The organism is Halomonas cupida (genome assembly GCF_900142755.1).
Taxonomy (GTDB): domain Bacteria; phylum Pseudomonadota; class Gammaproteobacteria; order Pseudomonadales; family Halomonadaceae; genus Halomonas; species Halomonas cupida.
Window position 1 is genome coordinate 8,616 of record NZ_FRCA01000019.1, and the last position, 17,619, is coordinate 26,234.

The 17,619-nt window shown below is 58.7% G+C and carries 15 protein-coding genes; 9 read left to right on the forward strand and 6 right to left on the reverse strand.

Translation table 11 applies throughout. From position 1 onward, the window contains the following. Positions 1 to 146: 146 nt before the first annotated feature. Positions 147 to 1,319 carry a 1-acyl-sn-glycerol-3-phosphate acyltransferase gene (locus BUE38_RS21295; RefSeq protein ID WP_073437259.1) on the reverse strand — a complete coding sequence of 391 codons (1,173 nt, stop codon included), beginning with the start codon at positions 1,317 to 1,319 and terminating at the stop codon, positions 147 to 149. Next, positions 1,316 to 2,266 (reverse strand): recombination-associated protein RdgC, encoded by a 951-nt coding sequence (locus tag BUE38_RS21300; protein ID WP_073437260.1) that lies wholly within the window; start codon positions 2,264 to 2,266, stop codon positions 1,316 to 1,318. The genes BUE38_RS21295 and BUE38_RS21300 overlap by 4 nt, the downstream gene beginning before the upstream one ends. Before the next feature lie 244 nt (positions 2,267 to 2,510). Between BUE38_RS21300 and BUE38_RS21305 the strand changes: the two genes are divergently transcribed. The 8 genes from BUE38_RS21305 to BUE38_RS21340 all read left to right on the forward strand — a co-directional run bounded on the left by BUE38_RS21305 (position 2,511) and on the right by BUE38_RS21340 (position 14,012). Beyond that, positions 2,511 to 3,041: an acyl-CoA thioesterase gene (locus BUE38_RS21305; RefSeq protein WP_084542087.1), complete on the forward strand. Its 531-nt coding sequence runs from the start codon at positions 2,511 to 2,513 to the stop codon at positions 3,039 to 3,041. A 182-nt stretch (positions 3,042 to 3,223) separates the two neighbouring features. Continuing rightward, positions 3,224 to 5,998: a DNA gyrase subunit A gene (gyrA, locus tag BUE38_RS21310; protein WP_073437261.1), complete on the forward strand. Its 2,775-nt coding sequence runs from the start codon at positions 3,224 to 3,226 to the stop codon at positions 5,996 to 5,998. Positions 5,999 to 6,076: 78 nt separating this feature from the next. Further along, complete coding sequence (gene serC / locus BUE38_RS21315) at positions 6,077 to 7,180, forward strand: 3-phosphoserine/phosphohydroxythreonine transaminase (RefSeq protein WP_073437262.1); 1,104 nt, start codon at positions 6,077 to 6,079, stop codon at positions 7,178 to 7,180. 9 nt (positions 7,181 to 7,189) lie between these two features. Continuing rightward, a complete protein-coding gene (gene pheA, locus BUE38_RS21320; protein WP_073437263.1) occupies positions 7,190 to 8,284 on the forward strand; it encodes a prephenate dehydratase in 1,095 nt (364 codons plus the stop codon). Between the two features lie 53 nt (positions 8,285 to 8,337). Then, the gene (locus BUE38_RS21325) at positions 8,338 to 10,626 is read left to right on the forward strand and encodes a bifunctional prephenate dehydrogenase/3-phosphoshikimate 1-carboxyvinyltransferase (protein ID WP_073437264.1); all 2,289 of its coding nucleotides are present in this window, start codon (positions 8,338 to 8,340) and stop codon (positions 10,624 to 10,626) included. Beyond that, on the forward strand, positions 10,623 to 11,333 hold the full coding sequence (cmk, locus tag BUE38_RS21330; protein ID WP_073437265.1) for a (d)CMP kinase: 711 nt from the start codon (positions 10,623 to 10,625) through the stop codon (positions 11,331 to 11,333). The genes BUE38_RS21325 and cmk overlap by 4 nt, the downstream gene beginning before the upstream one ends. 207 nt (positions 11,334 to 11,540) lie before the next feature. Beyond that, on the forward strand, positions 11,541 to 13,217 hold the full coding sequence (gene rpsA, locus BUE38_RS21335; RefSeq protein ID WP_073437266.1) for a 30S ribosomal protein S1: 1,677 nt from the start codon (positions 11,541 to 11,543) through the stop codon (positions 13,215 to 13,217). A gap of 420 nt (positions 13,218 to 13,637) precedes the next feature. Then, entirely contained in the window at positions 13,638 to 14,012 is a 375-nt protein-coding gene (locus tag BUE38_RS21340) for a histone-like nucleoid-structuring protein, MvaT/MvaU family (protein ID WP_073437267.1), read from the forward strand. 266 nt (positions 14,013 to 14,278) lie between these two features. Here the strand turns inward: BUE38_RS21340 and BUE38_RS21345 are convergent, their stop codons facing one another. Further along, complete coding sequence (locus BUE38_RS21345) at positions 14,279 to 15,085, reverse strand: helix-turn-helix domain-containing protein (protein ID WP_073437268.1); 807 nt, start codon at positions 15,083 to 15,085, stop codon at positions 14,279 to 14,281. 359 nt (positions 15,086 to 15,444) lie between these two features. On the opposite strand from BUE38_RS21345, the gene BUE38_RS21350 reads away from it, so the two are divergent. Continuing rightward, positions 15,445 to 15,753, forward strand: a complete 309-nt coding sequence (locus BUE38_RS21350; protein WP_073437269.1) for a hypothetical protein — start codon at positions 15,445 to 15,447, stop codon at positions 15,751 to 15,753. A 21-nt stretch (positions 15,754 to 15,774) separates the two neighbouring features. Here BUE38_RS21350 and BUE38_RS21355 read toward each other — a convergent pair whose 3' ends face one another. From BUE38_RS21355 to coaE, 3 genes are all read right to left on the reverse strand, one after another. Further along, positions 15,775 to 16,647, reverse strand: coding sequence for a DNA replication terminus site-binding protein (locus tag BUE38_RS21355; RefSeq protein ID WP_073437270.1), 873 nt, complete (start codon positions 16,645 to 16,647; stop codon positions 15,775 to 15,777). Next, a complete protein-coding gene (yacG, locus tag BUE38_RS21360; protein WP_073437271.1) occupies positions 16,640 to 16,876 on the reverse strand; it encodes a DNA gyrase inhibitor YacG in 237 nt (78 codons plus the stop codon). Before yacG ends, BUE38_RS21355 begins: the two co-directional genes overlap by 8 nt. A gap of 102 nt (positions 16,877 to 16,978) precedes the next feature. Further along, positions 16,979 to 17,602, reverse strand: coding sequence for a dephospho-CoA kinase (coaE, locus tag BUE38_RS21365; RefSeq protein ID WP_073437272.1), 624 nt, complete (start codon positions 17,600 to 17,602; stop codon positions 16,979 to 16,981). Positions 17,603 to 17,619: the final 17 nt, after the last annotated feature.

Sequence of the window (17,619 nt, forward strand, 5' to 3'; positions counted from 1 at the left end):
TCCCTGTGCCGCCATTAACCCAACATGAAAGCATGCCGGGTTAATAATTGATTACTCTCGCGAGCAGAGGTCAGCCTGCGACAGGTGATCGATATGCACCATCGCAGGCTGGTGGGAGAGGGGCTATCCCCCGGAAGAGGGAGGGGCTAGCGAAAAGATGTGGTGTTCGAGCAGTTGATGACTGGGTTGGCGTACTGGGTCAGCCACCAGTGGCGCAGGTCGTCCGGGACTTCGCCGAGTCGTTGGGTAAAGCGGGTACGGTCGGCATCGGTCACTTCGCTCATGTCCAGCAACTCGGGGTGGGTGCCCAGTGCCTCGAGTGCCAGATAATGGCTGGGAAAGAGGTGATACCCGCTGAGAACCTGGCGATCGATTTCCTCGGCGACCTGGTCCGGCGTCTCGAACTGGTCACCGAGGGGAGTACCGAAGCGCAGGTGCACACGGCCCTTGTGGCCGGTGATGCCGGCAACAATGGAGCTGATGTCCTCGAATTCGCTCTTGCGGTAACTACCTTCCTCATTGATCGCCTTGAGCTCGAGGGCCTTCTGCACATCGCAGGGGTCGTACTCGTAGCTGATCGACACCGGCACCAGACGCAGCTCCTTGACACCTTCGCCGAGCGGTGCCTGGCGGTTGTCGGTGCGGTGGGCCATGGTCATCATCTTGATGATGGCCGGGTCGGTACGATCAATACCGTCCTTGGCCCGACCTTCGCGCTGCGCCATCCAGATGGAGTGGTTGTCAGTGCAGATGGAGTGGCGGATATAGCTCGAGAGGTTCTGGTAGGCCGTCAGCATGGCACGCTTGCCCCGCGCACTGCGCGGCACGATGAAGCTCTTGTTGAGACGCATCAGGTCGGTGACATAAGGCTTCTTGAGCAGATTGTCGCCGATGGCAATACGCACGGTATCGCGACCGGCAAGATACAGCGCATAGTTGACGAATGCTGGATCCAGTGAGATATCGCGATGGTTGCCAATGAACAGGTAGGCGGTATCGCTATCGAGGCGATCGAGTCCATCGACCCTGAAGTCATCGGTGGAGGTGCGCAACATGCGTTGCATATACGCTGCAATGCGGCCCTGGAAACCCTTTACGGTGCAGACATCGCGTGTCTCGCGCTTGATGACCCAGCTCGCAAGTGTGCGTGATAGCCGCGGCATGTATCGTGACATGCGGGGTAGGCGGTAGCGGGTCAGGGCACCCAGTAGTTCGGGGTCTTCGGCAAGACGCGTCAGCGTGGCTGACACCTCGTCGTCCTGATAGGGACGAATGTCGTGCCAGGGGTCCTGGCGGGCAGGCTCGAGAGTCGATGTCATGATGTCGCCGCGAGAGATACGTTATCCATACTCGAGTGATTGGTTGCTTCACCGCCGAGCCAGTCGATCAGGCGATCGACGCTGTCACTCAGGGATTGAGCCATCAGCAGAAAGTCGGTTTCCATGCGCACCATGGCATCGTCACCGTCATCAGTCTGATTGGCTTCCTCGATCAGGGCGTCGTCAAAGGACAGTGACTTGACTGCCAGGTCGTCATGCAGGACGAAGCGCAGGCGGCCTTCCAGGCCGAGTGCCAGCTTGCTTGCCTGGCGACCACTTTCCAGCAACCGTTGAATGTCGTCACTGTCGAGGTCAACCTGGCGAGCGCGCAGAACACCGTCGTCGCCCTTGGCCTTCAGTTCCACCTGATCGCCAAGCAGCATATCAGCCGGACGTGCCGCTGGGTCAGTCAACCATGTGGTCATTGCGCGAATCGGCAATGTCTGTGTGGCCAACGGCGTTACCTTGAGGCTGCCCAGGGATTCACGCAACAGGTCGAGCAGTTCCTCGGCGCGTTTTCTGCTCGAGGTGTTGATGGCGATCATGTTGCGCCTGGTGTCCCACCACAGGTCTGTCTTCTGGCTGCGTACGAAAGCGCGCGGCAGCAACTCCTCGTAGACCTGTTCCTTGATGGCCTGTTTTTCCTGACGGCGCAGCTTGCGGCTTTCCCGTGCCTCGATTTCGGCGGCACGTTCATCGACCTCTTCGCGGACGACAGAAGCCGGGAGAATGCGTTCCTGACGCAGCGCAGTCATCAGGCGGTGGCCCTGCAACTCGTGGAGGTACTGAGTGCCTGCGCGTCCGGCCGGGGTTGTCCAGCCGATCCTGCGTGCTTCCGCGCCGCCCAGCGGGCGAAATGCCTGGGCGGCAAGAGCTGTTTCCAACTGAGTGCTGTCGAGGCTACTGGCGTCGTGCAGACGGTAGAGATGCAAGTGCTTGAACCACATGGAGCATTTCCCGGTACAGAAAGGAGGCACATTATGGACAATGGCAGCGATGGGTTCCAGTGGCGAAATGATTGAGCACAGCCGTGGTTTTGCCTTTGTCATGCAGCATCTGGTCGCGGCAAGCGAGCATCAAACGTATGTTTGAATTCGGTGTGGGCCCGCTTTACTCTGCCAGCAGCAATATTTTCTACTGTAATCACGTTCTCCATCACCACGTTCTCCGCCATCAAGGAGTACCTCTCCCATGAACACTGATACTTCCGCGGGCGCTCAAACCTCCATAGGCACTAATACCTCTGAGAGCACTAATGCCTCTGAGGGCGCTGTTACTTCCGAGAACACTATTGCTTCCGAGAACAGCAAGGCGACTCGTGTTGAGCTGCGTGTACGTGGCTATCACCTGGATGGTTATGGGCACGTCAATCATGCTCGCTATCTCGAGTTTCTCGAGGAGGGGCGCTGGGACTATTTCGATCATCACGCGGCATTGATGGAGCAGCTGCGTCACGGCCATATCGCTTTTGTGGTGGTCAATCTGAATATCGATTATCGTGCTGCTGCGGTTGCCGGAGATGACCTGGCAGTGGAGACTCGCCTGGCTGAAATCGGTTCGCGCAGCGCAAAAATGGCTCAGCGCATTGTTCGCCGCAGCGATGGGCAACTGGTCTGTCGGGCGGTTCTGACCTTTGTGCTGCTGGATGTCGCGGAGAACCGTGCCGTCACCCTTGAGGGCTCGTTGCGTGAGTCATTGAGCGCCCTGGTTGCGGGTGAGTAAAAACCGCCTGGACCACTTGCCTGGACCACTTGCCTGGATAACCCGCCTGGACAGCTCGCCTGGAAAGTCGTGGGTGGCGCTGCGCCAGGGCACCTATCAGTGGTATGATATGGCGCTGTATTTGTGCGCCTTGCCACGTTGTGACGCGCCTACCTGTTGCTGCGCAAAGGACTTGACGACCCATGGGTGACATCGCCAGAGAGATTCTGCCAGTCAATATCGAGGACGAACTCAAGCAGTCGTATCTCGATTACGCGATGAGCGTGATTATCGGCCGTGCGTTACCGGACGTGCGTGATGGGCTCAAGCCGGTTCATCGACGCGTACTGTTCGCGATGAATGAGCTGAGCAATGACTGGAACAAGCCCTACAAGAAGTCCGCCCGTGTCGTGGGCGACGTAATCGGTAAGTATCACCCACACGGCGACAGTGCGGTATACGACACCATCGTGCGCATGGCGCAGAACTTCTCGATGCGGCACGTACTGGTCGATGGTCAGGGCAACTTCGGTTCCATCGATGGCGACAACGCTGCCGCGATGCGTTACACCGAAGTGCGCATGGCGCGACTGGCCCATGAACTGCTGGCTGACCTCGAGAAGGACACGGTCGACTGGGTCGACAACTACGACGGCACTGAACGCATTCCCGATGTGCTGCCGACACGGGTACCCAACCTGCTGATCAACGGCTCCTCGGGGATCGCCGTGGGCATGGCGACCAATATTCCGCCGCACAATATGGTCGAGGTCATCAACGGCTGTCTGGCGTTGATCGATGACTACACCCTGACCATCGACGATCTGATGGAATACATCCCGGGGCCGGACTTCCCGACCGGAGCCATCATCAATGGTCGCGCCGGTATTCTCGAGGCCTATCGCACCGGCCGTGGCCGCATCTACGTACGCGCCTGCCACACCATCGAGCATGACGACAAGACCGGCCGTGACCATATCATTGTCACCGAGCTTCCCTACCAGGTGAACAAGGCGCGTCTGATTGAAAAGATCGCCGAGCTGGTCAAGGACAAGAAAATCGAGGGTATCGCTGAGCTGCGCGACGAGTCCGACAAGGACGGTCTGCGTGTGGTCATCGAAGTCAAGCGGGGCGAAAGCGGCGATGTGGTGGTCAACAACCTCTTCGCCCAGACTCAGCTGCAGAATGTCTTCGGCATCAACATGGTGGCGCTGGAGGACGGCGAGCCGAAGACCATGAACCTCAAGGAGGTTCTCGAGGCCTTCATCCGTCACCGCCGCGAAGTGGTTACTCGTCGTACCCTGTTCGAACTGCGCAAGGCGCGTGAGCGTGGCCATATTCTGGAAGGCCTGGCCGTCGCCATCTCCAATATCGACGAGGTGATCGAGCTGATCAAGGCCTCGCCGAATGCCGCTGAGGCGAAGGAGAAGCTGCTGGCACGCGCCTGGCAGCCAGGGCAGGTTACCGAGATGCTCGAGCGTGCCGGGGCCACTTCGTGCAAGCCGGAAGATCTCGAGGAAGGTTTCGGCCTGCTGGATGGTGGTAGAGAGTACCGCCTGTCGCCAGCCCAGGCTCAGGCCATTCTCGAATTGCGCCTGCATCGCCTGACAGGGCTCGAGACCGAGAAGCTGCTCGACGAGTATCTGTCGATTCTCCAGGCCATCGCTGAACTGATGGCGATCCTGGCCTCGTCTGAGCGTCTGCTTGAGGTCATTCGAGAAGAGCTCGAGGCGGTCCGTGATCAATATGGCGATAAGCGTCGCTCGGTGATTCAGGCCAGCCGTCTGGACCTGTCCATCGAAGACCTGATCGCCGAGGAAGACATGGTGGTTACCGTGTCGCGCAGTGGCTATGCCAAGACTCAACCGCTGTCGGACTACCAGGCTCAACGTCGTGGTGGACGTGGCAAGTCGGCTACGGCCATGAAGGACGAGGATGTCATCGAGCACTTGTTGGTGGCCTCGACCCACGACACTGTGCTGCTGTTCTCGAATCGCGGGAAGGTCTACTGGCTCAAGGTCTACGAGATGCCGGCGGCCAGCCGTGGCTCCCGGGGTAAGCCGTTGGTCAATCTACTGCCGCTGGATGAGGGCGAGGCGATCAACGCCATCCTGCCGGTCAACGAGTATGATCCAGACAGCTACATCTTCTTCGCCACGGCTCGCGGCACCGTCAAGCGCACCAGTCTTGAACAGTTCTCGCGGCCACGCAGTGTTGGCCTGATCGCCATCGATCTGGAAGAGGGGGATCGCCTGGTCGGGGCCGCCATTACCACGGGCAACGATCATGCGATGCTGCTGTCCTCGAATGGCAAGGCCATTCGTTTCGAGGAAACCCAGGTTCGCGCCATGGGCAGAACCGCACGTGGTGTGCGCGGTATTCGCCTGCTGAATGATGCCGAGGTGATCAGCCTGATCATCCCGCAGAGCCGCGAGATTGATGCCGAGGCCGAAGGCAGCGAAGAGTCGAGTGATGAGGTCGCACAGGTCACTGCGGGTGATGATCAGATATATATCCTGACCGCCAGTGAGAACGGCTACGGCAAACGCACTCGTCTTGAGGAGTTTCCGCTGCGTGGGCGTGGTGGCCAGGGGGTTATCGCCATGCAGACCAGTGACCGTAATGGCGCCCTGGTGGCCGCGATGCAGGTCTACTCCAGCGATGAAATGATGCTGATCACTGATCGCGGCACTCTGGTCCGTACTCGGGTTGGAGAGGTGTCGATCACCTCGCGCAATACCCAGGGCGTGATGTTGATTCGTCTGGGTGAAGCCGAGTCTCTGGTCAAGACAGTTCGTATCGATGAGCTTGACGAGGAACCGGGCGTATCCGGCGAGGAAGGGGAAGACCCTTCTGCTGAATCCGTTGCGGAAGCTGCGTCCGGTGACGACATTGAAGACAACCGTTCCGAAGAAGGGCCGGCCGGCGATGGCGGTGCAGAAGGCGCTACCGACGACGGCAAGCAAGACGAAGAATAATTCGTGTCCCGTGCCCCTGGTGAAACCCTATCGTCAGGGGCACACGCATCGACAAACAGTGAAGGACACTGGACATCCATGACGCGCCACTACAATTTCTGTGCAGGGCCTGCGGCTCTGCCGACTGCAGTACTCGAGCGGGCCCGCGAGGAGATGCTGGACTACCGAGGGCGTGGCCTCTCGGTAATGGAGATGAGTCACCGCTCCGAGGAGTACGTGGCCATCGCCGAGAAGGCCGAGGCTGATCTGCGCGAGTTGCTCGGAGTGCCGAGCCATTATCGCATCCTGTTTACCCAGGGCGGTGCCAGCCAGCAGTTCGCGGCCGTCCCCTGGAATCTGCTCGGCAAGGGCGGAACCGCCAACTTCATTGACACCGGCATCTGGGGCCACAAGGCCATCAAGGAAGCCCGGCATCTGTTCGGTGAGGCTCATGTTGCCGCCTCCAGCGCAGATCATAGTCATCTTGAAGTGCCTCGCCCGGAGGCCATTGCGCTGTCCTCTGACGCGGCCTACCTGCATTTCACGCCCAACGAGACGATCGGTGGTCTGGCCTTCGACTATACGCCGCAGGTCCAGCGAGACGACGGCAGTGAAGTTCCACTGGTTGCCGATATGTCCTCCAGCATTCTATCCGGGCCATTGGATGTCTCTCGCTACGGGATCATTTATGCCGGTGCGCAGAAGAACATCGGTCCCGCCGGGCTGGTTGTGGTGATTGTGCGTGAGGATCTGCTGGATCGCGCGCGCGATGACATGCCCTCGTTGTTCAGCTATCGCGAGCTGGCCGCTGCCGGTTCGATGATCAACACCCCGGCGACCTACAGCTGGTACCTGGCTGGGCTGGTCTTTGAGTGGCTGAAGAGCGATATCGGTGGTCTCGAGGCCATGGACGCGATCAACCAGCGCAAGTCCGACAAGCTGTATGCCGCCATCGACAACAGCGCGCTGTACAGCAACCCGATCGCCGTGGCCAACCGTTCGCGCATGAACGTGCCTTTCGTGCTGGCCGACAGTCGGCTCGACAAGGAGTTTCTGGCCGAGGCCGATCAGGCCGGGTTGTTGAATCTCAAGGGTCATCGCAGTGTGGGTGGCATGCGCGCCAGTATCTACAACGCGGTACCGGAAGCGGCCGTGGATGCGCTGGTGGCATTCATGAGTGATTTCGAGCAGCGGCGAGGCTAAGGGGACATCATGAGCAAGCCGAACAAGCAGGACCTGTCTTTGCTGCGTGATCGCATCGATCAGCTCGACGGGGACATTCTGCGGTTGATCAGCGAGCGTGCCGAGTGTGCGCGGCAGGTCGCGGAAACCAAGACGGCGTCCGATCCTGATGCGGTGTTCTACCGCCCCGAGCGCGAAGCCCAGGTGCTGCGCCGGGTGATGGAGCTCAATCAGGGGCCGCTGGATAGCGAGGAAATGGCACGGCTGTTCCGCGAGATCATGTCGGCCTGTCTGGCGCTGGAACAGCCGGTCAAGGTGGCATATCTCGGTCCGGAAGGAACCTTCACCCAGCAGGCGGCACTCAAGCACTTCGGTGAAAGCGCCATCAGCCTGCCGATGGCTGCCATCGACGAAGTCTTCCGTGAGGTTGAGGCGGGCGCCGTCAATTATGGTGTGGTGCCGGTCGAGAACTCCACTGAAGGTGTGATCAACCACACCCTTGATTCTTTCATGGACTCGTCGCTGCATATCTGTGGCGAAGTAGTCCTGCGTATCCATCATCATCTATTGGTGGCCGACACAACGCTCAAGGACAAGGTCTCGCGAATCTATTCGCACCCACAGTCCTTCGCCCAGTGTCGCAAGTGGCTGGATGCTCACTTCCCCCATGCAGAACGCGTACCGGTATCGTCCAATGCCGAGGCGGCACGGCTGGTCAAGTCGGAGTGGCACAGTGCGGCGATCGCCGGGGACATGGCTGCCAAGCTGTATGGGCTGACCCATGTTGCCGAGAAGATCGAGGATCGCCCGGACAACTCCACGCGGTTCCTGATCATCGGCAACCAGCAGGTGCCCATGTCAGGGGCCGACAAGACCTCGCTGGTAGTGGCCATGCGTAACCAGCCGGGCGCCTTGCACGACCTGCTCGAGCCGTTCCATCGCCATCAGATTGATCTGACACGTCTGGAAACTCGTCCATCGCGTACCGGCGTATGGAACTACGTGTTCTTCATCGACTTCGCCGGGCATCTCGATGAGCCACGAGTGGCTGCCGTGCTGGATGAGGTGCGTCTGCGTGCTTCAGAGCTCAAGGTGCTGGGTTCCTACCCCCAGGGTGTACTCTAGGAATGCCTGAGGGGTCTCTGGAAAGGTGTTCTCTGGAAAGGTGTGCTGCAGAAATGTCAGTCAAGCAGGACCTGAAGCTCCCTGACGCTTCGCGCATTCTGGTGGTTGGCCTCGGCCTGATCGGCGGCTCTCTGGCTGCCGCTCTGCGTGCCGCTGGAGTTGGCCGTGAGGATGGCACTGTCATCCTCGCCTGCGACCCCAATGTCGATGAGATTCGGCTGGGGGTTGAGATGGGGCTGATCGATACGGGGTCCACTCGCCTGGCGGATGTGGTCGAAGGTGCGACCCTGGTGGTGCTGGCCGTACCGGTGTTGGCGATGCGCAGTGTCATGGGGGAGTTGGCGGGGCTGATCTCGCAGTTGGCGCCCGATGCCGTGATCACCGATGTCGGCAGCACCAAGGCCGCCGTACGGGACATCGCCGTGGAGGCATTCGGTGGTTTGCCGCCACGTCTGGTGCTCGGTCATCCCATTGCCGGGTCGGAGAAGAGTGGTGTGGCGGCGTCCGATGCGCGGCTCTATCAGAATCACAAGGTCATTCTCACCCCCTGTGCGAATACCGCAGAGGATGCTCGGCAGTGTGTCGAGACTCTGTGGCGACTGACAGGGGCCGACGTATTGAGCATGGATGTCGAGCGTCATGATCAGGTGTTGGCGCGCACCAGCCACCTGCCGCATCTGCTGGCCTTCTCGCTGGTTGATACTCTTGCCCGGCAGGACGAGCGGATGGATATCTTCCGCTATGCTGCGGGTGGGTTTCGTGATTTCACCCGAATCGCCGGCAGTGACCCTGTTATGTGGCGTGATGTGTTCACGGCCAACCGCGAGGCGGTGCTTGATGCGCTGGATGACTTCGAGGTGGGGCTGAAGCGCTTGCGGCAGGCGGTGGCTCAGGGGGACGGTGATGGCATGTTGGCCACCTTCGACCGCGCACGCCATGCCAGGCATTATTTCGAATCCTTGCTAAACAAGACCAGTTATCAGGCGGAATATCAGATGCAGGAACCCAACAGCTTGCGTTACCTCGTTGCTCCCGGTGGCAGTGTCTCCGGCCGTATTCGTGTACCGGGGGACAAGTCGATTTCACATCGTTCGATCATGCTTGGTGCACTCAGCGAGGGGGTGACTGAAGTCACTGGCTTCCTCGAAGGGGAGGATAGTCTCGCGACGCTGCAGGCCTTTCGCGAGATGGGGGTGGCAATCGAGGGTCCACACCAGGGCCGGGTTGTCATCCACGGAGTTGGCATGCACGGACTGAAGCCGCCCGCTGGTCCGCTGTATGTCGGCAATGCCGGTACCGCCATGCGCCTGTTTGCAGGCCTTTTGGCTGGGCAGGCATTCGACACCGAATTGACCGGTGATACATCACTGGCGCGTCGGCCGATGGGGCGCGTGGCCGACCCGCTGCGCGAGATGGGCGCGGTCGTCGAGACGACCGAGGGCGGGCGTCCGCCATTGAAGATCAAGGGTGGTCAGTCGCTCAAGGGCATTGACTATGACATGCCGATGGCCAGCGCTCAGGTCAAGTCCTGCTTGCTGCTTGCCGGCATGTACGCCGATGGGGAAACCCGGGTGCGCGAGCCTGCGCCGACCCGTGATCATACCGAGCGTATGCTGAACGGCTTCGGCTATCGGGTCGAGCGCGAGGGCGATACCTGTTGGCTGCGGGGTGGCGGTCGGTTGAGTGCCGCGCCGATCGATGTACCGTCCGATATTTCCTCGGCGACCTTCTTCCTGGTTGCAGCTGCCATTACGCCCGGCTCTGATCTGGTTCTGGAGCATGTCGGCATCAACCCGACGCGCATCGGTGTGATCAATATTCTCCAGGCGATGGGGGCTGACCTTCAACTGCACAACCAGCGTGAGGTGGGCGGGGAGCCGGTGGCGGATCTGCATATTCGCTATGCGCCGCTGAAGGGCATCGAGATTCCCACCGACCAGGTGCCGCTGGCCATCGATGAGTTCCCGGCACTGTTCATTGCGGCGGCCAACGCCGAAGGCATTACACGCCTGCGTGGGGCTGAGGAGCTGCGCGTCAAGGAGTCTGACCGACTGCAGTCAATGGCCGATGGAATGACCATTCTCGGCATCGACAATACGCTGCTGGACGATGGCATCGATATTGTCGGCAAGGGTGGAGAAGCGCCGAACTATGGCGGCGGCAGGGTTCAGAGTCATGAGGACCACCGCATTGCCATGGCCTTCACCATCGCAGGTCTGCGAGCCAGCGCCCCGATTGAAGTCGATGACTGCTCCAATGTGGCGACTTCTTTCCCCAGTTTCGTCGATCTGGCGAGACGCGTGGGTCTGAGTCTTGATGAGGTGCGTGAGGAGGCGGTATGACGGCTCAGACCGCATCCTCGGCAGTGACCGTGCCGGTGCTGGCCATTGATGGTCCAGGTGGTGCCGGAAAGGGCACCATCAGTCGCCTCATCGCACAGCGCCTGGGCTGGCATCTGCTGGATAGCGGTAGTCTTTATCGCTTGACCGCTCTGGCGGCCCTGCGCAAGGGAGTGCCGCTGGATGACGAGTCCCGATTGGCCGATATTGCCCTGCAACTGGACGTGGTATTTCGTGCCGATCACGGGAAGACCGTGATCGAGCTGGAAGGTGCGGTGGTCACCAATGACATTCGTACGGAACAGGTGGGCGATAGTGCCTCTCGAGTCGCCGCGCTGCCGGCCGTACGCACAGCGCTATTGCAACGCCAGCGTGACTTTCGCCAGGCGCCGGGACTGGTGGCTGATGGTCGAGATATGGGGACTGTGGTATTCACGGATGCGCCGCTGAAGATATTCCTCACCGCCAGTGCCGAGGAGCGGGCGCGTCGACGTCACCTGCAGTTGCGAGAGGCTGGTATGGATGCTAGTCTATCGAGTCTTTTAAAGGAGATTCAGGCGCGCGATGCTCGCGATATGCAGCGTAGCGTGGCTCCGCTGGTGCCGGCCGATGATGCTGTCGAGCTCGACACCACTAGCCTGAGCATACCGGAAGTGGTGGAACAGCTGACCCAGCTGTTGGTCCAGAAGGGGCTGACGGAGGTCTGCTGACTCCCTTGCGGAGTTCCCGGCAAGATGTCATGACGTGGCCCGGTTGTCGAGTTCAGGGATATTGTTGAACTCGGAAGCAGATCCAGAAAAACCAGGCCAGGTCGAACCAGTGTCAACATCCCCGGGGGTTATCGGAAATGGCCCGCACTCGCTGGTGGTGCGGAGAAGCGGCCCTGCCGCACTCAACGTTGATCATGTAGGAACATCATGAGCGAAAGCTTTGCTGAACTGTTTGAACAATCTCTCCTGGACATCAACATGGAACCGGGCGCCATCGTTCCGGCCACTGTTGTCGACATCGAAGGTGACTGGGTTACCGTCAATGCCGGTCTGAAGTCCGAAGGTCAGATCCCTGTCGCGCAATTCCGCGACGACAATGGTGAACTGACTATCGCCGTTGGTGACGAGGTGCACGTTGCCCTCGAAGCCGTGGAAGACGGCTTTGGTGAAACCCGCCTGTCCCGCGAGAAGGCCAAGCGCGCCGAAGCGTGGAAGGTGCTGGAAGCTGCCTTCGAGAAGGAAGAGATCGTCAAGGGCGTGATCAACGGCAAGGTCAAGGGCGGCTTCACAGTCGACGTCGACTCCATCCGTGCCTTCCTGCCCGGCTCCCTGGTTGATGTTCGTCCGGTTCGCGACACCGCGCACCTGGAGAACAAGGAACTCGATTTCAAGGTCATCAAGCTCGATCCGAAGCGCAACAACGTTGTCGTTTCTCGTCGTGCCGTGCTCGAAGCCGAGAACAGCGCCGAGCGCGAAGCGCTGCTGGCGACCCTGCAGGAAGGTCAGCAGATCCTCGGTATCGTCAAGAACCTGACCGACTACGGTGCCTTCGTTGATCTGGGCGGCGTTGACGGCCTGCTGCACATCACCGACATGGCCTGGAAGCGCATCAAGCATCCTGGTGAAATCGTTGCTGTCGGCGACGAGATCTCCGTCAAGGTGCTGAAGTTCGACCGTGAGCGCAATCGCGTGTCTCTGGGTCTGAAGCAGCTGGGCGAAGATCCGTGGGTCAACATCAAGGATCGTTACCCGGAAGGCATGAAGGTGCACGCTCGCGTCACCAACCTCACCGACTACGGCTGTTTTGCCGAGCTGGAAGAGGGTGTCGAAGGTCTGGTTCACGTCTCCGAAATGGACTGGACCAACAAGAACATCCATCCGTCCAAGGTTGTCCAGGTGGGCGACGATGTCGACGTCATGGTTCTGGATATCGACGAGGAGCGTCGTCGTATCTCCCTGGGTATCAAGCAGTGCACTGCCAACCCGTGGGAAACCTTCAGCGGCCAGTTCAACAAGGGCGACCGCGTTGCCGGTACCATCAAGTCGATCACTGACTTCGGTATCTTCATCGGTCTCGACGGTGGTATCGACGGTCTGGTTCACCTGTCCGACATCTCCTGGACGGAAACTGGCGAAGAAGCCGTGCGTTCCTTCAAGAAGGGCGACGAAGCTGAAGCGGTCATCCTGTCCATCGATCCGGAGCGTGAGCGCATCTCTCTGGGCATCAAGCAGCTCGACTCCGACCCGGTCGCTGAGTTCCTGGCTGTAAATGACAAGGGTGCCATCGTGACTGGCCGCGTTGTCGAAGTTGATGCCAAGGAAGCTCACGTTGAGCTCGCCACTGATGTCATCGCCGTACTCAAGGCATCCGAGATCAGTGCCGATCGCGTCGAGGATGCTCGTAACGTCCTGAACGAAGGCGATTCTGTCGAAGCGCGCATCATTGGCGTGGACCGCAAGAACCGTCAGATCGCTCTGTCCGTCAAGGCCAAGGATCAGGACGATACTCGTCGCAACATGAGCAAGCTGCGTGACCAGGAATCCGAAGTGGGTGGTCCGACCACCATCGGTGACCTGATCAAGCAGCAGATGGGCCAGGATTGATCCTGATTCCATCTTGTCAGCACTGATCCAGGGTCAGTGCTGATTTGATCGCTGAAGCGCCGCCCTCAGGGGCGGCGCTTCTGTTTTTATGGGCACTGGTATTGCTATGGTGTCAAGAACTCGCTGGCTCGCCTTTCTGCTGGATTGTATTTCTTCTGTATAGTGAGCTGCGTAACCGTAGCGTTATATACCTTCATGTTACGAAGAGAAGTCTCTTTTTCTCTGAGAAAGACTTTCTCCATCAAGGTTTTCTGCTCATTTTCAGTTCCGGTTTGTGGTTGCTTCCGGTAAGAGGGGTGGGTTTGCGAAGTGTTCGAAGAAAATGCTGCTATTATAAAATTGCTTCAGTAGTTGCGAGTTTCAACTACAGCAGCAATAATAGGCCGCGCATTCCCGAAAACATAATTCAAGGTAACTTTCATGTCTTCAATCTTGAATGACTACGTACAGCTCGAACAGCAGCTCAAGCAGGTTCAGGCTCAGCTCGACAAACTGCAGAATGATGATCGCCTCAAGGCGGAACTGGAGTTCAAGAGCAAGCTCGAAGCATTGATGAGCAAGTTCGAGAAAACTCCTGCGGATGTCATTGCTCTGCTTGATCCGAAGCCCGCTAGTGCCAAGGCAGCCCCGGTTTCCACTGGTGGTCGCCGCAAGCGTAAGCTGAAGATCTACAAGAACCCCAACAGCGGTGAAGTGGTGGAAACCCGTGGTGGTAACCACAAGACATTGAAGGCCTGGAAGGAGGAGTTCGGTGGTGACACCGTTGAGTCCTGGCTGGTTCGTGTCGAAGAGTGATTGCATAGCCCAGGATAGACGCAGCCCCGCTGCGTCAAATCCTGCCGATGGTATTCTCTTCGGCGGGCTGTTGTGTTCTGTCTTGTAGGTCTCTATTCCTGCTTCTTGTTCCAGTCCCACAATTTGCCAGTAATGTTAAGGCAATGAAACCTGTTGGAGGAAGGGTAGGAGTTTCTGGTCGTCACTTCTCCTGATGACCTGTACAAGGCAGGACAATGGCCGCAGAGTTATCTCTGCGGCCATTGATTGAGGCGAGAAGCGTTATTTCAATCATCCTCGAGAAGCGGCAGACGCAGCTCGAGTCCCGGTTTGCTCTTGACCAGCTGTGGTGCCTCTCCGCTGAGGTATACGCCGTGCTCCGACAGGCCCCGACAGGCCATGAACAGCATGGCACTGGTGAGATGCGAGCTGTCTTCCAGCGAGATCGAGGCGTAGCGTTGTGCTGGCAATACCACGAGACGGAAGGGTAGTGGTAACGCCAGGCGGTGAGCATGTTCCTCATCCACCAGGACGCCAAGGTCAATGCGCGGTGATTCACTCGCCAATGGGTGGTCGTGAAGGATGGCGATGGGAGCCGCGTTGGTGATTCGTGCTGGAAGGTCATAGGCGCCTTCAGCGTTGCGCTCCCAGTTGTCGAGATTCTCGATGATTTCCGGCGGCTGGTAGAGACGTGTTACAGCGGCTCTACGCAGTGGCAGTTCAATCATCTTGACCGAGAAGTGCGGCAGGGTATGGCGTTGGCGGTAGAGTTCCAGTCGCTGGTTCTGGCGGTATTCGCGCGGAGCCACATGGTAACGGCGCTGGAAGGCTCGAGTGAAGGCAGAATGATTACGATATCCGCAGCGCCTTGCGATATCATGTACACCGTGCGGCGTGTGGATCAGTAGCCGTGCAGCCTTCTCGAGACGCAGCATGTCGCGATAGGCGCTGGGTGAGATACCGAAAGATTGACGGAAACGCCGGCGTACCTGTGATGATGAGTAGCCCATGCGTGTTGCGAGGTCTTCAATGCTGAGTTGACTATCCAATGTCTCCTGCAGCCAGATTTCCGCGCGCATCATCTCGTTGAACATATGTCGTGCCTCCCTGATCCAGTGGCAAATGCGTGACCTTGTTGAGGTTCGCTGGATTTGATCCAGGCATTGCCCTGGTGGCCTTTATGGGGAGCAGTCGTGCCCCGCGTTGGTCATTGTGATTCGATTTGTTGCGTGTGGATACATCCTGTTACGTTGTTATGCAGTGTAGGGCGTGTTGATGGCAAGTTCAATGTGCCGATTTGATCGATTGTGCACAAGAAATAATCCATGTAATACATACTTAACATGTTGAATTATGGATAAATTCTTGTGACACATGTTTTCTGTGATGGCGGTGCGATGGCGCAGGACGTCTATTTTCGCACTCGGATTCTGTTCTTTACGGCCGGTAACAAATGAAACAGCAAAAGACTTCCAAGCCTATGGATGAACGTGAAAAGTTACGTAAATTCCGTGAGTTGGATGATGCCTTCGCGGAGGCGCTGAAAGGGCTGGAGGGTTCAGGCGAACCTGATGATGCCCCTGATGCGCCACCGGAAATTTCTGCGGAGGAACGCGAGCGCGAAGAGGCCAGAAAGGCGCAGGAAGCTCGCGATGCGGAATTCAGAGAGCAGTTGCACAGTTTGATGAAGGAATATGCCCAGACACCGGTTGATGTCTATCAGATGGTGAGAGTTATCGAAGAGCGCCGCCGTCAGGCTTGACGCCGACGCATGGGCAGTGGCTCAACTTGAGCGATAACGAAACACCCTGATGCTGGGCAGGAAGGCTTCGTCTTCCAGGCGCTCATCACTGCGGCGAGCGCGCTGGCGTTCTCCGGGAGGCTGAGGAGACGGCATGTTGTGGTCGGGTAAGCACTGATCCGGGCAGGGCACGAACAACGGCATGGATACGTTCATGGCGCGTCGATTGCGGCCGTCTGCCAGAGGCTCTCGATAGAACAGATTGGCACGCATCAGCGGCGCCTGGCGCTGTACCTGAGCCAGTGGCTCCGATGAAGGGATGCCTGCCAGTCGCTGTAACTGGATGCGTATATGTGGCGCTTCATTATCCAGTGCGAGCAGGCGCTTCTCTGCATCGGCCACTGTCAGACGCGTGATCGATCTGCCGCTGCTGTACCAGGCCAGACGTACCCGTGATAGCGGGGCTTCGGCCAGTGGAACACTTCGCCAGCACTGCTTGAGGTGCAGTCGTGCCAGTCCAGTGCCCATGAGGTGGGTATGTAACTGAGGGTGGCGAAAGGGCAACACCGCCTTGATCTCGGGAATCAAGCCAGGAGCCTGTTGACGTATCTGTGCGGCTGTACGCGCAAAGCGTGCCTTGGCATTATTGAGCTCATTGACGGCTTTGAGCGTGCTCTCATCCGCGGCGACGATACCTACATGGCTGCTGGTGGCACGGCCATCCTGACCGTCCTGATACCAGACATCCAGAAGTGCCTGCCTGAGCCAGTCCACATCTGCACATTGTGCTGCGAAGGCCCAGGCCGGCAAGCGTGCCGCAGACCATGCTTCCACCAGACGTTCCACATCTTCGATGATATGGTCGAAGGCGTGTTCCAGTTCAGCCAGTAGCTGATATGACGCCGATTCAGCCATCGCGGTTCATGTCGCGTTCGGCACGGGCTACCCACTCATCGATACTGGTCTCGTCCATGGCGGGTTCGCCGGCGATACGATGAGACTCGTCAGCCCAGGCGCCCAGATCGATCAGTCGGCAGCGCTCACTGCAGAAGGGGCGGAAGGGATTCCTGTCGCTCCACTGGACCTTCTTCCGGCATTGTGGACAGGCCACTTCCAGTGGACGCTTGTGGTCAGTCTGGCTCATGAGATTTCTCGATGGTTTCCAGTGAAGGGTTTCCAATGCATGGTTATCAATACATGGTGTACCAATAGATGGCTATCGATAACCAGCCGCCAGGATGCCAGATTACCGCTCAGGGGGCAAAGTTGAGTGGGCAATGATGTCGCGGTATCGACGGTCGAGGTTGGCGACCTGATCGGTCAATGAGGTGAGGTCGCCGTCATTGACAATCACATCATCGGCTCGAGAGAGACGCTCGGCACGGGGCATCTGGGCGGCGATGATGGCCCTTGCCTGGTTTTCGTCGACATCATCGCGCTGGCAGGTTCGGGCTATCTGTATGTTCTCCGGTACATCGATCACCAGGCAACGATCGACCATGCTGACCTGCCCGGATTCAAACAGTAACGGTGACACCAGCAATACATAGGGTGACCGGGAGGCCAGCAATCCATCGAGCCTCTGATACAGGCGATCGCGAATGCGCGGATGGGTGACACTCTCCAGCCAGCGCCGTTCCTCCTCATCGGCGAAGACAATCGCGCGCAGTGCACTGCGTTTCAACTGGCCGGACGCATCGATGATCGATGGGCCATGGCGGGCCAGGATCTCCGCCAGCGCTGGTTCGCCAGGCTCGACCACTTCACGAGCGATGTGATCGGCGTCGACCCAGCCGATACCGAGTTCAGCAAAGGCGTTTGCCACCGTGGATTTACCTGAGGCAATTCCACCCGTCAGTCCGATGATCATGATTGTGCGTTTCCGTT

What these genes read in the sequence shown, in the direction of transcription:
- cmk (WP_073437265.1), top strand. Translation starts at nt 10,623, where the DNA reads ATGACGGCTCAGACCGCATCCTCGGCAGTGACCGTGCCGGTGCTGGCC.
- yacG (WP_073437271.1), bottom strand. Translation starts at nt 16,876, where the DNA reads ATGAGCCAGACTGACCACAAGCGTCCACTGGAAGTGGCCTGTCCACAA.
- BUE38_RS21350 (WP_073437269.1), top strand. Translation starts at nt 15,445, where the DNA reads ATGAAACAGCAAAAGACTTCCAAGCCTATGGATGAACGTGAAAAGTTA.
- coaE (WP_073437272.1), bottom strand. Translation starts at nt 17,602, where the DNA reads ATGATCATCGGACTGACGGGTGGAATTGCCTCAGGTAAATCCACGGTG.
- BUE38_RS21325 (WP_073437264.1), top strand. Translation starts at nt 8,338, where the DNA reads ATGTCAGTCAAGCAGGACCTGAAGCTCCCTGACGCTTCGCGCATTCTG.
- pheA (WP_073437263.1), top strand. Translation starts at nt 7,190, where the DNA reads ATGAGCAAGCCGAACAAGCAGGACCTGTCTTTGCTGCGTGATCGCATC.
- gyrA (WP_073437261.1), top strand. Translation starts at nt 3,224, where the DNA reads ATGGGTGACATCGCCAGAGAGATTCTGCCAGTCAATATCGAGGACGAA.
- BUE38_RS21295 (WP_073437259.1), bottom strand. Translation starts at nt 1,319, where the DNA reads ATGACATCGACTCTCGAGCCTGCCCGCCAGGACCCCTGGCACGACATT.
- BUE38_RS21345 (WP_073437268.1), bottom strand. Translation starts at nt 15,085, where the DNA reads ATGTTCAACGAGATGATGCGCGCGGAAATCTGGCTGCAGGAGACATTG.
- rpsA (WP_073437266.1), top strand. Translation starts at nt 11,541, where the DNA reads ATGAGCGAAAGCTTTGCTGAACTGTTTGAACAATCTCTCCTGGACATC.
- BUE38_RS21355 (WP_073437270.1), bottom strand. Translation starts at nt 16,647, where the DNA reads ATGGCTGAATCGGCGTCATATCAGCTACTGGCTGAACTGGAACACGCC.
- BUE38_RS21305 (WP_084542087.1), top strand. Translation starts at nt 2,511, where the DNA reads ATGAACACTGATACTTCCGCGGGCGCTCAAACCTCCATAGGCACTAAT.
- BUE38_RS21300 (WP_073437260.1), bottom strand. Translation starts at nt 2,266, where the DNA reads ATGTGGTTCAAGCACTTGCATCTCTACCGTCTGCACGACGCCAGTAGC.
- BUE38_RS21340 (WP_073437267.1), top strand. Translation starts at nt 13,638, where the DNA reads ATGTCTTCAATCTTGAATGACTACGTACAGCTCGAACAGCAGCTCAAG.
- serC (WP_073437262.1), top strand. Translation starts at nt 6,077, where the DNA reads ATGACGCGCCACTACAATTTCTGTGCAGGGCCTGCGGCTCTGCCGACT.